We start from the raw sequence: 18067 nt of genomic DNA, 5'->3' as shown, positions 1-18067 counted from the left end.
TGTGTTAATTCATCCCCTTATAATAAAAAGAGGCTGTATCACTAGTCTTAGTTTCCCTTAGAAGTTTACCATATTGAAGATGGCAACATGCTCTCTCTATGCACCATTGACCAACCCACTAATAATATCATCATTGCGAGAAGGAACGACGAAGCAATCTTTTATATCAGCGATTGCTCATAGAGATTGCTTCGTCGGCTGAAAAAGCCTTCTCGCAATGACGAATAATCTAGTTTTTAGGTGCCGGCCTGTCTTTAATCTGGCTTGCTTTTAACCAAATTTTGGCACCTTTTGCGTTTACATAATATTTTTCATTCTTTCCGTTGATGTAAACATCCGAACCATCGGGTGCCATTTTACCTTTCCAGGTTTTATCGGCTACTTTCGAGCTTCCTTTTACAGCAACTTCGGCAGTTTTATTACCAACAGATTTAGCTCCTTTACTAATGGCTTTACCTGTATGGTCTAATGCTTTACCAACTTCGGTTTTCTTCTTTTCTTGTGCGTTTACGCTAAGGGTTACACCGCCAATTAAGGCCATTGTTAATAAACCCAATACAAATTTCTTTTTCATGACAGCTATATTATTTTTTATCATAACAGCGCCGTATGATTTTTGTTTGCTGCACAGCAACAAATTAAATAAACCTTATTGAAGCGGCTATACTTTTTGTAATGCCGGCAAAGTACTGAAGCTTATTAAGCACTGATATAAAATTATAGCAGCGGCCTAAGCTCAACCGCACAAAAAGATAGTAGCGGAAAGAAGGGCTGCTGTAACCGATAAGTACAAAACCTGCTTTACAAAAATTATGTTCACTAGCCTTTTTATTGCATTAAGATTGCCAGTCAAGCTGGCAATCACGTACAGTGTAGCGGGATTTGCAAAAGCTGGATCTACACGATAGCTGCGCTTAGGGGATGCCGCTTCGCCCGGGGCTAAGTACATGATAAAATGCAGCGAAGCCAGGTTTAATTCAGCTTTTCGGCCAGTAATTTCATTTCTATTTGCGGCGAACGTTTCTCGTAAATGATGCTGTGAACAGCCTTACAAATGGGCATATCAACATTATACTCCTGGTTTTTGATGTGCATGCACTTGGCAGCATAATAGCCTTCGGCTACCATATTCATTTCTAACTGTGCCGATTTTACGGTATAACCCTTGCCCACCATGTTACCAAATGTACGGTTGCGGCTAAACTGCGAGTAGGCTGTCACCAATAAATCGCCCAGATAGGCCGATTCTTTAATATCGCGGTCGATGGGATGCACCACATCGACAAAACGTTTAATTTCGCGGATAGCGTTGCTAATCAGCACGGCCTGAAAATTATCTCCATAACCTATACCATGGCAAATGCCGCTGGCCACCGCATAAATATTTTTCAAAACCGCAGCGTACTCCGTCCCGAAAATATCGTCAGAAACATTGGTTTTAATGTAACGGGTATTTAAAATTGACGCAAATGCTGCTGCCTTCTCGATGTCGGTACAAGCTATGGTGAGATAAGATAGTTTTTCTAATGCTACTTCTTCGGCATGGCAAGGTCCGCTAACTACTAAAATATCGTGGTAAGGAATATTGTATTTTTCGTGCAAAAATTCGCCGATGATGAGATTATCTTCAGGCACAATGCCCTTAATGGCAGATACTATTTTCTTGCCTTTTAAATCGTCAGCCGTTATGGTAGACAGCGTTTCCTTTAAAAAGGCTGCAGGTACGTTTAAAATAACGAAATCAGCCGATTTGATAATCGAACTGATATCAGATGATATGTTTTCCTGACTGAGCTTTAACTCAACAGAACTGAGGTAATGCGGGTTGTGTTTAAATTTTTTAATGTGTTCAATGGCCGTCTCGTTACGCATCCACCAAAAAATCTCTTTCTCAGATAAATTATCTGCAAGCATTTTTACGATGGCAGTAGCCCAGCTCCCGCCCCCTATCATTGCTATTTTAGGTACCATGATTATAAAATAAAAATCCCGGTTTAATGTTTTAAACCGGGACAATTTAATTATTTATTATGGTTAAATATACCTTACTTCTTAGCGTCTTTGCTAAACAATTGGTCTTTAGATGTTTTTTCTACAACCATGCCGTCTTTCAATTTGTTCTGAATAGCAGAATAAGGACCAGTTACAATTTCAGCACCTGTTTTAACACCCGATTTTACAATGATAAACTGATCGTTCTGAATGCCTGTAGTTACTTCGGTCTTTTTAACTTTTTTACTTTTTGCATCGTAAGCATAAACATATTGCTTAACCTTTTTATCGGTAAGTTTAGATTTTTGTTTATCGGTATTTTCCTGATTGCCCTGGTTATTGTTACTACCCGATTTTGCATTATCGGTAAATACCGACTGAATTGGAATGGCTAAACCAGTTAACGATTCGCTTTCGATATCAACGGTTGCTGACATACCCGGACGGAAAATAGATTGTTGCTTACCTTCCATTTCTTCGCTGATTCTGATCTTTACCGAGAAGTTGGTAACCTGATCAACAGAAGTAGATACTGCAGTCCCAACCGCTGTTGAAGAACTTGCAATTTCGGTAACAACCCCTCTGAATTTTTTATCAGAGAAAGCATCCACTTCGATTGAAGCTTTATCGCCAACTTTAACACGGGTAATATCGTTCTCATTTACATCAACATTAACTTCCATTGATGATAAGTTAGAAATACGCATAATTTCTGTACCCGCCATTTGCGAAGTTCCTAAGATACGGTCACCCAATTCGATTGATAACTTAGATACCACGCCATCCACAGGGGCATAAATGGTAGTTTTAGCTAAGTTAGCTCCTGCTTCTTTAACATTTGCACCAGTTTGCTCTAAAGTAAACCTGGCACCGGTTACATTCTCTTTAGCACTGGCTAAATTAGCTTTAGCCGTTAAAAATGCAGCTTTAGCCGAATCGAACTCTGAAGCAGAAATTACCTTTTTATTAAAAAGCTCTACATTACGTTTATAAGTAGCCTCTGCATTTACGAAATTAGCCTGATTTTGGGCAAGCTGTTGTTGCGCTGCCGCTACGCTGGCTTTTTGTGCATTGAAGCTAGCCACTGTTCTTTCGTAACCCGATTGCAATACATCCGGACGTACTTTACAAAGCAACTGACCTGCCTTAACAATATCGCCTTCTTTAACTTTTAGTTCAACCACCTCACCCGATACCTCAGAGCTTAATTTAACCTCGGTTTCTGGCTGGATTTTACCACTTGCCGTAACTGTTTCTACAACAGTTTTATCTGATGCTTTTTCTGTAGTTACTTTTTCGGTTTTATTTCCCCCAATAACTCCAGTTAGAGAGAGTATAACCAGGAGCGCCACGATAGCAACTACGGTAATAATAATATGCTTCAGTTTCATAATTTATGTATTGTATTTCGTTTGTTTTATTAAAGTTGTAATGTTTTAAAGTTACCTTTTACCTTCGGCTTTAATCTTAAAAAGTAATTTGTTTACCTAAGTAGTAATCGATAACCTTAGCCCTGAAAATAAGGTCATACTTTGCTTGTATAAAATCAATTTCAGCCTTGTTTCTATTGGTTTGAGCTGTACTGTAATCTAATGAGTTTACCAAACCTACATTGTAACGTTGCTCAACTACATAAAAAGCATCTTTTTGCGCATTGAAAGCATTTTGGGTAGAGGTATAACGGCTTTCTGCAGCTTTCAAATCGGTTGTGGCCTGAAAAATAACTTTATTCAGGTTATTCTTAGCCAGTTGTTCCTGAACTAAATTATTCTGGTAAGTAATTTTGGCTTTACGTACACTCGAGCGTGCAGAAAACCCATTAAAGATAGGAATTTGAAGGCTCATGCCTATGCTTTGTCCTAATCTTTGATCTATTTGATCTGCAAATGAAGCCTGAGGCGTTAACCCGTTATAGTTAAATTGATAAGAATATGAAGTGTTTAACCCTGCACCAAGGCTTAGCGATGGCGAATATGCGCCTTTTGCAACAGCGATGGCTTGCTTTGATGCTAATGCTCTTAAACTGGCCAACTTAATATCAGGAAAAATATTCAGGGCATTGTTATAAATTTCTTCCGCACTTACCGTTGTTGAGGCTGTTTTGATGTTATCAATCAATGGTGCCTGTACTACAAATTTTTGACTGGGTTGCATTTCCATTAACTGCCCTAATGTTAGGTATGAAATTGAAAGTGCATTTTGTGCATTCGTTAAGTTAAGCTCAGCTGTTGCTGCCTGAGATTTAGCTTGAGAAACATCAGCCAGTGTTTTGTTACCAGCATCAAGCAAGGCATTTTCTCGGGCAAGAGTCTTTCTGGCAATATCCAACTGGTCTTTAGAAGCACGCTCCAGATCTGTGTTATATAATACCTGAAGATAGGCATTAACAACATTTAAAATCAAATCGTTTTTAACCTTCTCTATATTGCTCTTATCGGCATCTAAAAGAATTTTGTTCTGCCTGATCTGGTTTATTTTGGTAAACCCCTGAAATAAATCAACGTTTGTACTCAAATTACCACTTGTATACAACGATGTCTGATTGGTAACCTGGAAAGTTGTTTGATCCAAACCACGTCCGAAGGTTAAATTAGGGTTTACACTCGCATTTAAATTAGGATAAAGCGCATATTTTGATTGTGTTAAGTTTTCCTCAGATATAGCAGCGCTGAATTGAGCTTGTTTAATGGTAAGGTTATTTTTTAACGTATTTTCAACAGCTTGCTGAATGGTGATTACTTGTTGGGCATTGACAATATTGACAAAACCGAGCGCAGCAACAAAAGTAAAACCGGTAACTAACTTCTTCTTGGTAAACATCTTCATAATTTGTTTCAAATCTATATAAACAACTTTAATAATTTCAATCTGTACAGGCATTTACTAACTTTGAGCTTAAATGTACCTGATCAAATCACCGCTTCTGCTAAAATGGTATTATCCATCACTGTTATGGAATAAATCCCGCACCGAAAAAGTTATTTATCTGACCTTTGACGATGGACCCATACCCAATGTTACAGATTTTGTATTAAAAACTTTAAAAGTCTTTAATGCAAAAGCTACATTTTTTTGCATCGGCGATAATATTGTAAAACACCCCGAAGTTTTTGAACGTGTAAAAACCGATGGGCATGCCATTGGCAACCACACTTTCAACCATTTAAAAGGGTGGAAAACCGATGATGAAACCTATCTCCAAAATACATTAAAATGCCAGGAACTCACCCAAACCAATCTTTTCCGACCTCCTTATGGAAGGATTAAGAAAAGCCAGGTTCGGAGTTTGGAGTCGTTAGTTTGGAGTCCGGAGTCCAACTCCCAACTGAAAACTGAAAACTCCCAACTGCAAATTGTAATGTGGGATGTACTCAGCGGCGATTTCGACGTTAATCTTTCGCCCGAAAAATGCTATCAAAATGTGATTAAACATACCGAGAACGGCTCTATTATTGTTTTTCACGATAGTTTAAAAGCATTTGATCGTTTAGCATACACACTTCCCAAAGTTTTGGCCTATTTCTCTGAAAGGGGGTTCACTTTCGCTACGCTTTAGCGATAGTTATGCCAGAACTGCTTATGCCTACCACAATTGACAAAAACAAGCTTCTAGCCTGATCGGCAATTTCCAGCTGTTCAAAAACGGACAAAACTGTACGGAATTGAACGGTTATGGAAACCTACTATTCCTGGCATCTAATGAAAAAGAACTATGAAACCGCTTCAATTAACGCTTTACATTTTAATTTCCTCTTTTTCAATTTGTTTTTTATCGTGCCAAACCAGGCCAGATAAAAGTTATAGTAGAATTCCTGCAAACCTCTCAGATACCAAAGATATAATAAGCGCAATTGAGCCTGATAAAAAATATGATTACTGGGCATGCGTCCTCAGCAATCCTTCATTAACTATTCCAAGAACAGAAATCATAACAGGCAGAGGAGATATTAAAGAGCTATGGAGAATCAAATTCACACCACCAGAAACAGGATTTAAAAGTGAACTGTTCTATGGCTTTTACTATATTATTTATTTAAAAAATAACCATGTTGGTGTGGTAAGGAATGAAGCCGAGCTAATCAATTTTATAGGAAAAGTAAACAGCTTGGATAAGGCATTACTTATTGCAAAAATAAAAGGCTTAGATGTTGATTACAGCCGTCCAATTGGCAGTTCTTTCAAAAAGGTTAAAAATGGTTTCGAACTCTATCTTGTAAAATTTCATAAATGCCCGGTAAAAACCGAACCTTATAAGGTTAATATCGATTCTCTTGGAAAATTAACGTCAAAAAGCTTAGGCTTTTATTACAATATCAGCAACGTTTGTGAAGATTAAACTTTAACTGTAATTTTCTTTAAGAACAAGGTCATTTAAGATACAAAGCACATAGAAACGATAGTAACCTAAAGCATTTTATAACTCGAAATCCTTAGGCAACCACCTAGTTTAGAACAATTCCAAATTACGTAATCAACTGCTTAAATTGCATTTAAAGCTTGCTTTTTGTTATTTTTGTTTTATCCAAAAATTCATTTTTTTGGTCGATAACCACAAATTAATTACAAATAATAGTATTCTTTTGGGAAAGGTGTATTTTATTACGCAAAACTTAGCGAAAAAAGAATAAAATATCTAAGATGAGTATTTATAACGATTATATCCAGGAGATTGAGGAGAGAAAAATCCAGGGTCTTCACCCTAAACCTATTGATGGCGCCGAATTATTGAGCGAAATCATCGATCAGATCAAAAATGTAAATAATTTTAACAGAGCTGATGCTGTTAATTTTTTCATCTACAATACCCTGCCGGGCACTACTGGCGCAGCTGGTGTAAAAGCACAATTTTTAAAAGAAATTATTACCGGTGAAACTGTTGTTGCAGAAATTACACCTGATTTTGCTTTCGAATTGTTATCGCACATGAAGGGTGGCCCTTCTATCAAAGTTTTATTGGATATTGCTTTGGCTGATAATGGTGATAAAGCACACAAAGCAGCTGATGTACTTAAAACACAGGTTTTCTTGTACGATGCTGATACCGATCGTTTAAAAGAAGCTTACAATAACGGCAACGAGATTGCTAAAGAAATATTAGAAAGTTATGCTAAAGCCGAATTCTTTACTGAATTACCGGCTGTTGCTGAAGAAATTAAAGTAGTAACCTTTATTGCTGGTATTGGCGATATTTCTACCGATTTATTATCTCCGGGCAACCAGGCGCACTCGCGTTCTGATCGTGAATTGCACGGTAAATGCATGATTACACCAGAAGCTCAGGAACAAATTCGTGCATTACAGGCACAACACCCCGATAAAAGCGTAATGCTGGTAGCCGAAAAAGGCACCATGGGCGTAGGTTCTTCACGTATGTCGGGTGTAAACAACGTGGCACTTTGGACAGGTAAACAATCGAGCCCTTATGTTCCGTTTGTAAACATTGCACCAATTGTAGGTGGTACCAACGGTATTTCCCCAATTTTCTTAACCACAGTTGATGTAACCGGTGGTATTGGTATCGACCTTAAAAACTGGGTAAAGAAAACGGATGAGAACGGTAATGTTGTCCGTAATGAAAATGACGAGCCTGTTTTAGAGCAAGCGTTTTCTGTTGAAACCGGAACCGTGCTTACCATCAATACAAAAACTAAAAAATTATACAGCGGAGATCAGGAGCTGATTGATATTTCAAAAGCTTTAACTCCTCAAAAAATGGAATTTATCAAAGCAGGTGGTTCTTATGCCATCGTTTTCGGTAAAAAAATCCAAACATTTGCTGCCAAAACTTTAGGTATCGAGGCTCAATTGGTATTTGCACCAGCTAAAGAAGTATCTATCGAAGGTCAGGGTTTAACTGCTGTAGAAAAGATATTCAACAGAAATGCTGTAGGTTTAGCACCAGGCAAGGTGCTACATGCTGGTTCTGACGTTCGCGTAGAAGTAAATATTGTAGGTTCGCAGGATACTACCGGGTTAATGACTGCTCAGGAATTAGAGGCAATGGCTGCTACAGTTATTTCTCCGATTGTTGATGGCGCTTATCAGTCAGGTTGCCACACGGCATCTGTTTGGGATAAAAAAGCACAGGCAAACATCCCTAAACTGATGAAGTTTATGAATGAATTTGGTGTGATTACTGCCCGCGACCCTAAAGGCACTTATCATTCAATGACCGATGTTATTCACAAAGTACTGAACGATATCACCATTGATGAGTGGGCAATTATTATCGGTGGCGACTCGCATACCCGTATGTCAAAAGGGGTAGCTTTCGGTGCCGATTCGGGTACTGTAGCTTTAGCACTGGCAACCGGCGAGGCTTCTATGCCAATTCCGGAATCGGTAAAAGTTACCTTCAAAGGTGAAATGAAACAACACATGGATTTCCGTGATGTGGTTCATGCTACACAATTGCAGATGTTGCAGCAGTTTGATGGCGAAAACGTATTCCAGGGTCGTATCATCGAGGTACACATCGGTACTTTATTAGCCGATCAGGCCTTTACTTTTACTGACTGGACTGCAGAGATGAAAGCAAAAGCTTCTATCTGTATTTCTCAGGACGATACTTTGATCCAGTCTTTAGAAATTGCCAAAAACCGTATTCAGATCATGATAGACAAGGGTATGGACAACCATAACCAGGTTTTACAAGGTTTGATCAATAAAGCCAATAAACGTATTGAAGAGATTAAAACTGGCATCAAACCAGCTTTAACACCAGACGATAATGCCAAATACTATGCCGAAGTAGTAATTGATCTTGATCTGATTCAGGAGCCAATGATTGCCGATCCGGATGTGAATAACGCTGATGTGTCTAAACGTTATACGCACGATACCATCAGAGACTTAACTTACTACGGTGGCGATAAAAAAGTGGACCTTGGTTTCGTTGGCTCATGCATGGTGCATAAAGATGACTTGAAAATCGTTTCTCAAATGTTGAAAAACATAGAAACACAAACTGGTAAAGTAGAATTCAAAGCGCCGTTGGTAGTTGCCGCTCCTACCTATAACATCATCGATGAATTGAAAGCAGAAGGTGATTGGGAATACCTGCAAAGATATTCTGGATTTGAGTTCAGCGATGCCTTACCTAAAAGCACAGCGCGTACCGAGTACGAAAACATCATGTATTTAGAGCGCCCGGGTTGTAACCTTTGCATGGGTAACCAGGAAAAAGCGGCTAAAGGTGATACGGTAATGGCTACTTCAACGCGTTTATTCCAGGGCCGTGTGGTAGAAGACAAAGATGGTAAAAAAGGAGAGTCTTTACTGGCATCTACGCCGGTGGTTGTTCTATCAGCGATCTTAGGTCGTATTCCAAGCATCGAAGAATATAAAGTAGCAGTGGAAGGCATCAACTTAACCAAGTTTACCCCTATTTCTACAAAACAATAAGAAACAAAAAAACATATCATTTGTTAAATACACGAAAAGGCTATCCGAGATATCAGATAGCCTTTTCCTTTGTGCAAATAGTTGCATAGAATGGTTTTAAATAACACATTATGACAAATCTCAAAAATAAGTGTGTTTAAAATTGTTTAATTTAGATAGTACCTTATTGACACTAATTATAAAAAATTAAAGTATGGCTTTTGATATAGACATGATTAAAAAGGTTTATGCAAACTTTGGCAGCCGCGTTGAGGCTGCGCGTAAAGTTGTTGGCAGACCTTTAACCTTATCTGAAAAAATATTGTATGCACACCTTTGGGATGGAGATCCTAAAACGGCGTTTAAACGTGGTACCGACTACGTAGATTTTGCTCCAGACCGCGTAGCGATGCAAGATGCTACCGCACAGATGGCTTTATTGCAGTTTATGCAGGCTGGCCGTCCGCAGGTTGCTGTTCCCTCTACGGTTCACTGTGATCACTTAATTACGGCTAAAGAAGGTGCTGCAATAGATTTACCTCATGCCAAAACGGAGAGTGCAGAAGTTTTTGATTTCTTATCATCTGTTTCCAACAAATATGGCATCGGTTTCTGGAACCCCGGAGCTGGTATTATCCACCAGGTTGTTTTAGAAAATTATGCTTTCCCGGGTGGAATGATGATTGGTACCGACTCGCATACGGTAAACGCAGGTGGTTTAGGTATGGTTGCCATTGGTGTTGGTGGTGCTGATGCCTGCGATGTTATGGCTGGACTACCATGGGAACTAAAATTCCCTAAGTTAATTGGAGTAAAGTTAACCGGTAAATTAAACGGCTGGACTGCTGCCAAAGATGTGATTCTTAAAGTTGCCGGTATTTTAACTGTTAAAGGTGGTACAGGTGCAATTGTTGAATATTTTGGCGATGGTGCTACTTCAATGAGCTGTACCGGCAAGGGCACCATTTGTAACATGGGAGCTGAAATCGGTGCAACCACTTCTACTTTTGGTTACGATGAAAGCATGGAGCGTTATTTACGCGCTACAGGCAGAAATGAAGTAGCCGATGAAGCCAACAAAATCGCGGCTTACCTAACCGGTGATGATGAAGTTTATGCTGATCCTGAAAATTATTTCGATCAGGTTATTGAGATCGATTTAGATACTTTAGAACCTTACTTAAATGGTCCTTTCACACCAGATTTAGCTACTCCCGTTTCGCAAATGAAAACCGAAGCAGAGAAAAACGGCTGGCCATTAAAAGTAGAATGGGGCTTAATTGGTTCTTGTACCAACTCTTCTTACGAAGATTTATCGAGGGCAGCATCTATTGCCAACCAGGCCATTGCAAAAGGTTTGGTAACCAAAGCCGAATTTGGTATTAACCCCGGTTCTGAGCAGGTACGTTACACTGCAGACCGCGACGGCTATTTAAAAACTTTCGAAGATTTAAATGCGACGATCTTTACCAACGCCTGCGGACCATGTATTGGTATGTGGGACCGTACTGGTGCAGAGAAAGCAGAAAAAAATACCATTGTACACTCGTTTAACAGAAACTTTGCTAAACGCGCCGATGGAAACCCAAATACCTATGCTTTTGTAGCTTCGCCAGAAATGGTTGCTGCCATCGCAATCTCGGGTAATTTAGGATTCAATCCTTTAACCGATACTTTAACAAACGATAAAGGCGAGCAGGTTAAATTAGACCCGCCTACCGGTTACGAATTGCCTACTAAAGGTTTCGCGGTAGAGGATGCAGGTTTCCAGGCTCCGGCTGCTGATGGTTCAAAGGTACAGGTTTTGGTTTCTCCTACTTCTCACCGCTTACAATTGTTAGATCCGTTTGCTCCTTGGGAAGGCACTGACCTTAAAGGCCTAAAATTATTAATTAAAGCCAAAGGAAAATGTACAACCGATCACATTTCGATGGCTGGTCCGTGGTTAAAATTCCGTGGTCACCTGGATAATATTTCTAACAACATGTTAATTGGTGCGGTAAACTACTTCAACGATAAAACCGATACCGTTAAAAACGAACTGACCGGAGAGTACGGCCCTGTGCCGGCAACGCAGCGCGATTACAAAGCTGCTGGCTTAGGTTCGATTGTTGTGGGTGACGAAAACTATGGTGAAGGATCATCGCGCGAGCACGCAGCGATGGAGCCACGCCATTTAGGCGTTCGTGCAGTACTGGTTAAATCTTTTGCCCGTATCCACGAAACCAACCTTAAAAAACAAGGTATGCTGGGCTTAACTTTTGCCGATAAAGATGATTACGATAAAATCTTAGAAGATGATACCATCGATATTTTAGGCTTAACTGAGTTTGCTCCTGATAAACCATTAACCCTGGTATTACACCATGCAGATGGTACTACAGAACAGTTTCCTGTTAACCACAGCTATAATGCCCAACAAATAGACTGGTTTAAAGCTGGTGGCGCGTTGAACATTATCAGAGCTGAGGCTGCTGCAAAAGCTGCGCTTCAATAGTCTTAAAGTCCGGAGTCAGTAGTCCGAAGTCTGGATGTATAATATCAATCCCGTTTTGTTAAATCAGAACGGGATTTTATTTTAAAGGCCTTGTTAAATTATTCCTTTTAAGGTTTGTACTCTTCTCCGTTTACCAGCGGCTCTTTAAACTCATAACCACAATCGTAACAGTGGTAACACTTATTGGCTTTAATGGGAGTGGTTAGTGTTAAAAAAGCTAATATGGTGGCCCATACACTATATTTTTTATCTGTTGCCATTCCATAACCTACATTTTTAGACCCACATTGCATACAAGCAATCTCATTTTCTTCTTCATCGCTATCAGCAAAAGTTTCATCATCTGGTTCAAAAAGTGTAGTCTGATCGTCAACAAGCAAATCGTTAATGGCTTCAACATCGTTTTCGAAAACGATTAACTTAACGCCACCAATGGCCTGATTATATAAAGGGTTTAGTGTAGCCACATTCTCATCGGCAAGGAAGCAGGCAAACCCACTATCTTCTAATCTGGCTTTGATAATATTGGCTTCTATGGGGTTATAATAGGTGCTGTAAACTATAGTTCTGTCGTTCATGGATTGAGCTTTCTGGTTAGCAAAAATATAAAATCCTTATTAAGATATAGATTTTCAAAATTTGTTACCGAAAAGCTTAGTAATAATACCTTAGCAGACCCCCGGGGAAATTTAGGCTTTTAAAAACTCCTGCCACCAATAGCCAGAATACTTAATAGTTCGTTTCAAAGTATGAAAATCGGTATAAACCAGGCCAAACCGTGCATTAAAACCTTCAGCCCATTCGAAATTATCCATTAATGTCCAGGCCATATAACCGGTTATATTGATACCCTCGTTCTTAGCCTTTAATAAAGCACCTAAGTATAGCTTAAAATAGTCGATCCGCTCTGCGTCTACAACGTTTCCATTGGTTAGTTTATCATGATAAGCCGCACCGTTTTCGGTGATCATTATATTTTTGATATTGGGATAGCTGGCAAACTGCTTAATAATATTGTAAAAGCTGTGGGGATTTATTTCCCAGCCCATAGCGGTGTGTGGCTTTTTCCTGCCTTTTGCTTTCACTTCCCAGGCTTGTATTACCGGAATAAAGGCATTGTATTTTACGGTTAAAGGAAAATAATTTTGCAGGCCGATAAAATCGAAGTCAAACTTCATCCTGTCCTGCAATCGCCAGGTACCATATTCCATCTGAAATTTCTCGAGTACATCCCAATCGGCCGTTGGGAAACCCATGCCCTGAGTAGGTTCGACAAATAAACGGTTCATTAAACAATCTACGCGTTTAGCAGCCAGTATATCATTATCGCTTTGGGTGTAAGGCAGTATTTCGGAGCAGGAATAGGTAGTGCCAATATTGGCTTTAGCCACCTCGGCACGTAAAATTTTTCCGCCTTCGGCTTGCGCCAGCGCTGTATGCAAAACCGCCGGAAAGAAATTGCTCAAGCCTGTTTTACCGGGAGCATGTACGCCCAGCATGTAGCCCAAAGAGGTATAGCCGAAAGGTTCGTTCAATACAATCCAGTTTTTTACTTTATCGCCATATTCCAGCGCACAAATGCTCACAAAAGCGTTAAAGGCTGCATTAATGCTAAAACTCGTCCAGCCTCCTTCATCTTCAAGTGCCTGAGGCAAGTCCCAGTGATAAAGGGTAACATAAGGTGTAATGCCCTGGGTATGGCACTCATCGATCAGGTTATGGTAAAAGCGGATTCCTTCCTGATTTACCTCTCCCCTTCCCTGCGGCAAAATCCTCGACCAGGCAATAGAGAACCTGAACACTTTAAAGCCAAGCAGCTTTACCAGTGCAATATCTTCTTCATACCGATGGTAAAAATCGCAGGCAGGATCTAATTTATGGTTCCTTTTAATTTTGCCGTTTTTTGCAGCGAAAGTATCCCATATGGAAGGGCCTTTGCCATACTGGCTTGTTGCGCCTTCGATTTGCGCGGCAGCTGCAGCCACACCCCAGGTAAATTTCGGACCAAAATCACTTGCCTTAATCATTGTTATCCATTAATTGCCATAAGTTGCAAGTTTAATATTAACAAATCATTAATTGTCAGGCTAATAGTTATTTTAACCTATTTCTTACCAAAACAGTACATCCTTATGGCGCTTTTACAACCGCAGTGTCTTGCGCCAGCATTGGCAGTTTGTAATTACCGGTATCTAAACTTACTTTGGGTAATAGTTTCTTTATTTTCAATAAATCGGCCTTCTTTACATTGGTTTGGTACAAATATAAAAACTTCAGATTTTTAAGTTTTTTAAGCTGATCAATACCATTGGCTGTAACCTTTGTACCTACCAGACTAAGCGATTGCAACTGATCTAAATCTTTAAGCTTCGCCAATCCGGCATCGGTAATTGCCGTATAGTTTAAACTCAGCCGGGTTAAGTTTTTACAATCTTTAATTACCTCGAGTGTTTGATCGGTAACCTTTCCGTTTTCCAGCTTAAGCCAGGTTAGCTGTTTTTTTATCGATTTGATTAAATCCTGAACCTCTTTACCCATCGAAACTGCGTTGACAAAGTTAGCCGATAAATAATTGGTATTTTGCGCAACCGGAAAAACCGAGATACCCAAACTGGTAAACTGCCGTAATACCTTCTCATCAACTGCGCTCACTTCTTCCGATGGAATTTCACTGGCTTTAGCTTCTCCGCTTACCGTTTCACCTTTTTGTAAAGCAGCCAAAACAGGTTTGATGATTTCGGGCTGTGGCAATTCTTTAAATTTCTTCTTAAAATCAGCACCATTATCAATCCACCATTTTAATAGAGCAACTTCGTTTGGTGTTAGTTGAGGTTTCTCTTTTGGTGCCATGTGATCTTCATGCGTGATAGGAAGCAACAACCTTTTAATCAATTCACTTTCATCGGCAATGCCTTTTATCAATGTATGCCCGTCTTCGCCACCTTTTAGAATAAATACTTCCTGATCGAGACGTAATTTCCCTTTTTGTTTTTCGCTTCCATGACAACTGTAACAACGGCTTTTTAAAAGCGGCTGAACGGCATTCTGATAAACAAAAGCCTCCTGAACATTGGCAATCGGTGGAATTGCTGCACCACCCTTCGCACCGTCTGATTTTAATGGTGCGGTTAAATAATCGGCACCATGGGTTAACGAGCCTCCCAAATGCCCGGTAATAGAAATCAGGATAATTAAAATGCCACTAAAGCTCCCTAATATCACATTAGATTTTACTTTTTGATAGATCACTAGCAGGATGAGCGATAAAACTGCCACACTGATCCCCATCCATTGGTGGTTACTCACCAGTTTGCCGTCATAATCTCCGCCATTGGCTAAAGAATATCCGGTAAGACAGGAAACAATTGCACTAAGCATGCCCAGTAAAAGCATGATGGGGAGTGCAGATTTTAAGCTGGTAAATCTTGTCCAAAACGACAAAATGATACAAATACAGGCAAGCAGTAATATACCGATTGGAAGATGTACAAAAACAGGGTGAAAGCGGCCGAAAAACTCTAACATCTTTTAATTATTGGTATCTCTTTCTTAATAAATTCATCATGTGCACATTTATTGCCCATTGATCGGCAACAGGCTGGCGGGTATAAGGCAAGGTAGGCATGTAATCTGCAGGACCAAATTCGGTTAGTATCGTCATGCGCTCTCCATTTTGCTTTTTGCGCGCAATTACCTTGTCCCACCAGGCCAGGTGGGCTTCCAATACTTTAGTCCACTCGGGTGCCCGCGGATCGTTAACTTGCGGCCCTTCGGGATGCCCTACCCTGGAATGGATATGATCTGTTTTTTCTAAAATGAAATCGATGGTTTGTTTTTGATCTGACAATAAACTTTCGTGCACATTACACCAGTGCGAAATATCTAAGGTAAACCTAACCTCCGGATTTTTATCGGCGAAATTCTTAGCAATAGGTGCCGCAAACATCATTCTGCCACGGTGTGTTTCGTGGTAAATGGGAATCCCCGAAGACTTCCTTTTGGCGGTTACATAATCAATAATCTGCTTATTTTCTTCGTAGCTAAAATAATCTTTACCCGAGTGGCAATTGATATACACCGGCTTTTGATCGGTATTGGCACATATTGCATCTAAACTACTTTTAAAAGAAGCAAAATGCTCTTTAATATTCGATTGCGATCCGGCACATAAGAATCCAACTTCTAATTTATGTTTTTTTACCGCATCGAAAAGTTCTTTAACTGCGTTGGCTTCACCCGGCCACCACACCTCAATGCCATCGTAACCTTCTTTTTTCGCCGCTGCACAAAACTCATCTCTTGTACCTTCAAAGCCCCAATCGGTTTGCATAAACAATAACTGGTAGCCTGCTTTTGCTTTTACATGTGTAATGTCACTTGCATTGATATTATTAATTGGTGCCAAAAATGAGGCTGCCGTTACAACGGCTGTGTTTTGTAAAAATTTTCTTCTGGTTTGAGACATATTTTATTGGTTCATTATCGTTGGTTCATTCGTTCAATCGTCAATGGTTCATTGGTTCAATAGTTCATTAGTCATTGGTTTATACCCAATCCCTAAGTTCGAACTGGAGAGCTACTGTAAGAATGAGCAGTCTATCTATTGATTCATGGGTTATTGATAATTGCTAACTGCAAATTGTTAACTGTTAACTGGTTTTGATTATTGATTACACTTTAAGCTACAATCTCCGAGATTACCTTACCACCCACATCAGTTAGCCTGAACGGACGCCCCTGGAATGGGTAAGTAAATTGTTCGTGGTTAAAGCCTAGTTGATTTAAAATGGTAGCCTGAATATCAAAAGCATCAACTTTTCCACTAATGGCGCTATAGCCAATTTCGTCGGTTTCGCCGTGTGTAAATCCTTTTTTTACACCGCCACCGGCCATCCAGATGGTAAAGGCTTCGGTGTGGTGATCTCTTCCTTTAAACGGATTTTGTATACCATTCCGGTTTTCCATCATTGGTGTACGGCCGAATTCGCCACCCCAAACCACGAGGGTTTCTTCTAAAAGACCACGCTGTTTTAAATCGAGTAATAAAGCGGTAATTGGCCTGTCAATGCTTCTGCACTTGTTTTTGAGCCCAATATTGAGCGAGTTATTCGGATTATCGCCATGCGCATCCCAACCCCAATCGAACAGCTGAATGTAGCGAACCCCTTTTTCTACCAGTTTACGTGCCAGCAACACGTTATTGGCAAAGCACGATTTGCCAGGCTGTGTACCATACATTTCGTGAATATAGGCAGGCTCATCGTTGATATTCATCACATCAGGTGCCGAAATCTGCATGCGGTAAGCCATTTCGTATTGGGCTATCCGCGATAAAATTTCGGGGTCGTTATATTCCTGATATTGTTGTTCGTTGGCTTTGTTAATGGCATCGATAGAGGCTTTGCGCAAATCGCGGTTCATGCCGTCCGGATCTTTGATAAAAAGCACGGGATCGCCCTCGCTCCGGCATTGTACACCCTGGTAAACGGAAGGTAAAAAACCACTGCCCCAAACACTTTTTCCGGCATCGGGGAAACTTCCTCCGCTGGTAAGCACTACGTAACCAGGTAAATTCTGATTTTCGGAACCTAATCCATAAGTTACCCAACTGCCCATACTCGGCCGGCCTAAACGTGGCGATCCGGTATGCACCAATAGTTGTGCTGGTGCGTGATTAAACTGATCGGTTTTTACCGCTTTTAAAAAGCTCACATCATCTACCATCGTAGAAAAATGTGGCAGGTTATCGCTCACCAATGCGCCTGATTGCCCGTGTTTGGCAAAATTGGCCTGTGGCCCCAGCATTTTGGGCACACCGGTAATAAAGGCAAATTTCTTACCAGCCAGTAACGAAGGCGGACAATCCTGACCATCCATTTTCATTAATTCGGGTTTAAAATCGAATAACTCCAACTGTGATGGCGCACCTGCCATGTGCAGGTAAATTACGCTCTTTGCCTTACCTACCAATGGCGGCGATTTTGGCAATAGCGGATGTGCCGGATCGTAAGCAATTTTGGTTTGCGGACTTGAAAAAAGATTGCCACAACTACCTAACAACGAGCCCATCGCAAGGGCACCTAAGCCCATGGCACTTTCTTTTAAAAAATGTCGTCGCGAATGCAGGCGGGCATTGGCCTCATGTGCTTCCTTAATTAATCTGTGTGCATTTAGCTCATCTCTTGTCATAACCGT

General features: G+C 40.2%; 13 protein-coding genes. 4 read left to right on the top strand and 9 right to left on the bottom strand.

All coding sequences use genetic code 11. From position 1 onward, the window contains the following. Positions 1-229: 229 nt before the first annotated feature. The 4 genes from HWV58_RS17835 to HWV58_RS17820 form a co-directional block, all read right to left on the bottom strand. Positions 230-574 carry a hypothetical protein gene (locus HWV58_RS17835; RefSeq protein ID WP_175635385.1) on the bottom strand — a complete coding sequence of 115 codons (345 nt, stop codon included), beginning with the start codon at positions 572-574 and terminating at the stop codon, positions 230-232. Positions 575-972: 398 nt separating this feature from the next. Then, entirely contained in the window at positions 973-1971 is a 999-nt protein-coding gene (locus HWV58_RS17830; RefSeq protein WP_235972762.1) for an NAD(P)H-dependent glycerol-3-phosphate dehydrogenase, read from the bottom strand. Positions 1972-2045: 74 nt separating this feature from the next. Next, complete coding sequence (locus HWV58_RS17825; RefSeq protein ID WP_175635384.1) at positions 2046-3383, bottom strand: efflux RND transporter periplasmic adaptor subunit; 1338 nt, start codon at positions 3381-3383, stop codon at positions 2046-2048. Positions 3384-3459: 76 nt separating this feature from the next. Beyond that, positions 3460-4872 carry a TolC family protein gene (locus HWV58_RS17820; protein ID WP_235972761.1) on the bottom strand — a complete coding sequence of 471 codons (1413 nt, stop codon included), beginning with the start codon at positions 4870-4872 and terminating at the stop codon, positions 3460-3462. Positions 4873-4891: 19 nt separating this feature from the next. On the opposite strand from HWV58_RS17820, the gene HWV58_RS17815 reads away from it, so the two are divergent. From HWV58_RS17815 to HWV58_RS17800, 4 genes are all read left to right on the top strand, one after another. Beyond that, on the top strand, positions 4892-5548 hold the full coding sequence (locus HWV58_RS17815) for a polysaccharide deacetylase family protein (protein ID WP_175635383.1): 657 nt from the start codon (positions 4892-4894) through the stop codon (positions 5546-5548). A gap of 156 nt (positions 5549-5704) precedes the next feature. Continuing rightward, a complete protein-coding gene (locus tag HWV58_RS17810) occupies positions 5705-6328 on the top strand; it encodes a hypothetical protein (protein WP_175635382.1) in 624 nt (207 codons plus the stop codon). Between the two features lie 302 nt (positions 6329-6630). Next, positions 6631-9396 carry a bifunctional aconitate hydratase 2/2-methylisocitrate dehydratase gene (locus HWV58_RS17805; RefSeq protein ID WP_175635381.1) on the top strand — a complete coding sequence of 922 codons (2766 nt, stop codon included), beginning with the start codon at positions 6631-6633 and terminating at the stop codon, positions 9394-9396. A gap of 193 nt (positions 9397-9589) precedes the next feature. Next, positions 9590-11872, top strand: a complete 2283-nt coding sequence (locus tag HWV58_RS17800; RefSeq protein ID WP_175635380.1) for an aconitate hydratase — start codon at positions 9590-9592, stop codon at positions 11870-11872. 107 nt (positions 11873-11979) lie between these two features. On the opposite strand, the gene HWV58_RS17795 is transcribed toward HWV58_RS17800, so the two are convergent. The 5 genes from HWV58_RS17795 to HWV58_RS17775 form a co-directional block, all read right to left on the bottom strand. Then, positions 11980-12450 (bottom strand): putative signal transducing protein, encoded by a 471-nt coding sequence (locus tag HWV58_RS17795; protein ID WP_175635379.1) that lies wholly within the window; start codon positions 12448-12450, stop codon positions 11980-11982. 111 nt (positions 12451-12561) lie between these two features. Continuing rightward, complete coding sequence (locus HWV58_RS17790) at positions 12562-13899, bottom strand: GH1 family beta-glucosidase (RefSeq protein WP_175635378.1); 1338 nt, start codon at positions 13897-13899, stop codon at positions 12562-12564. Positions 13900-14002: 103 nt separating this feature from the next. Then, entirely contained in the window at positions 14003-15397 is a 1395-nt protein-coding gene (locus tag HWV58_RS17785; protein WP_175635377.1) for a c-type cytochrome domain-containing protein, read from the bottom strand. A gap of 7 nt (positions 15398-15404) precedes the next feature. Beyond that, complete coding sequence (locus tag HWV58_RS17780; RefSeq protein WP_175635376.1) at positions 15405-16337, bottom strand: sugar phosphate isomerase/epimerase family protein; 933 nt, start codon at positions 16335-16337, stop codon at positions 15405-15407. A 212-nt stretch (positions 16338-16549) separates the two neighbouring features. Further along, on the bottom strand, positions 16550-18061 hold the full coding sequence (locus tag HWV58_RS17775; protein ID WP_175635375.1) for a DUF1501 domain-containing protein: 1512 nt from the start codon (positions 18059-18061) through the stop codon (positions 16550-16552). Between the last annotated feature and the right edge of the window lie 6 nt (positions 18062-18067).

The sequence above is a fragment of the Pedobacter ghigonis genome, assembly GCF_903166585.1.
GTDB classification, from domain to species: domain Bacteria; phylum Bacteroidota; class Bacteroidia; order Sphingobacteriales; family Sphingobacteriaceae; genus Pedobacter; species Pedobacter ghigonis.
Note: the sequence above shows the minus strand (reverse complement) of the source record. Positions and strands in the feature narration are given on the sequence as shown.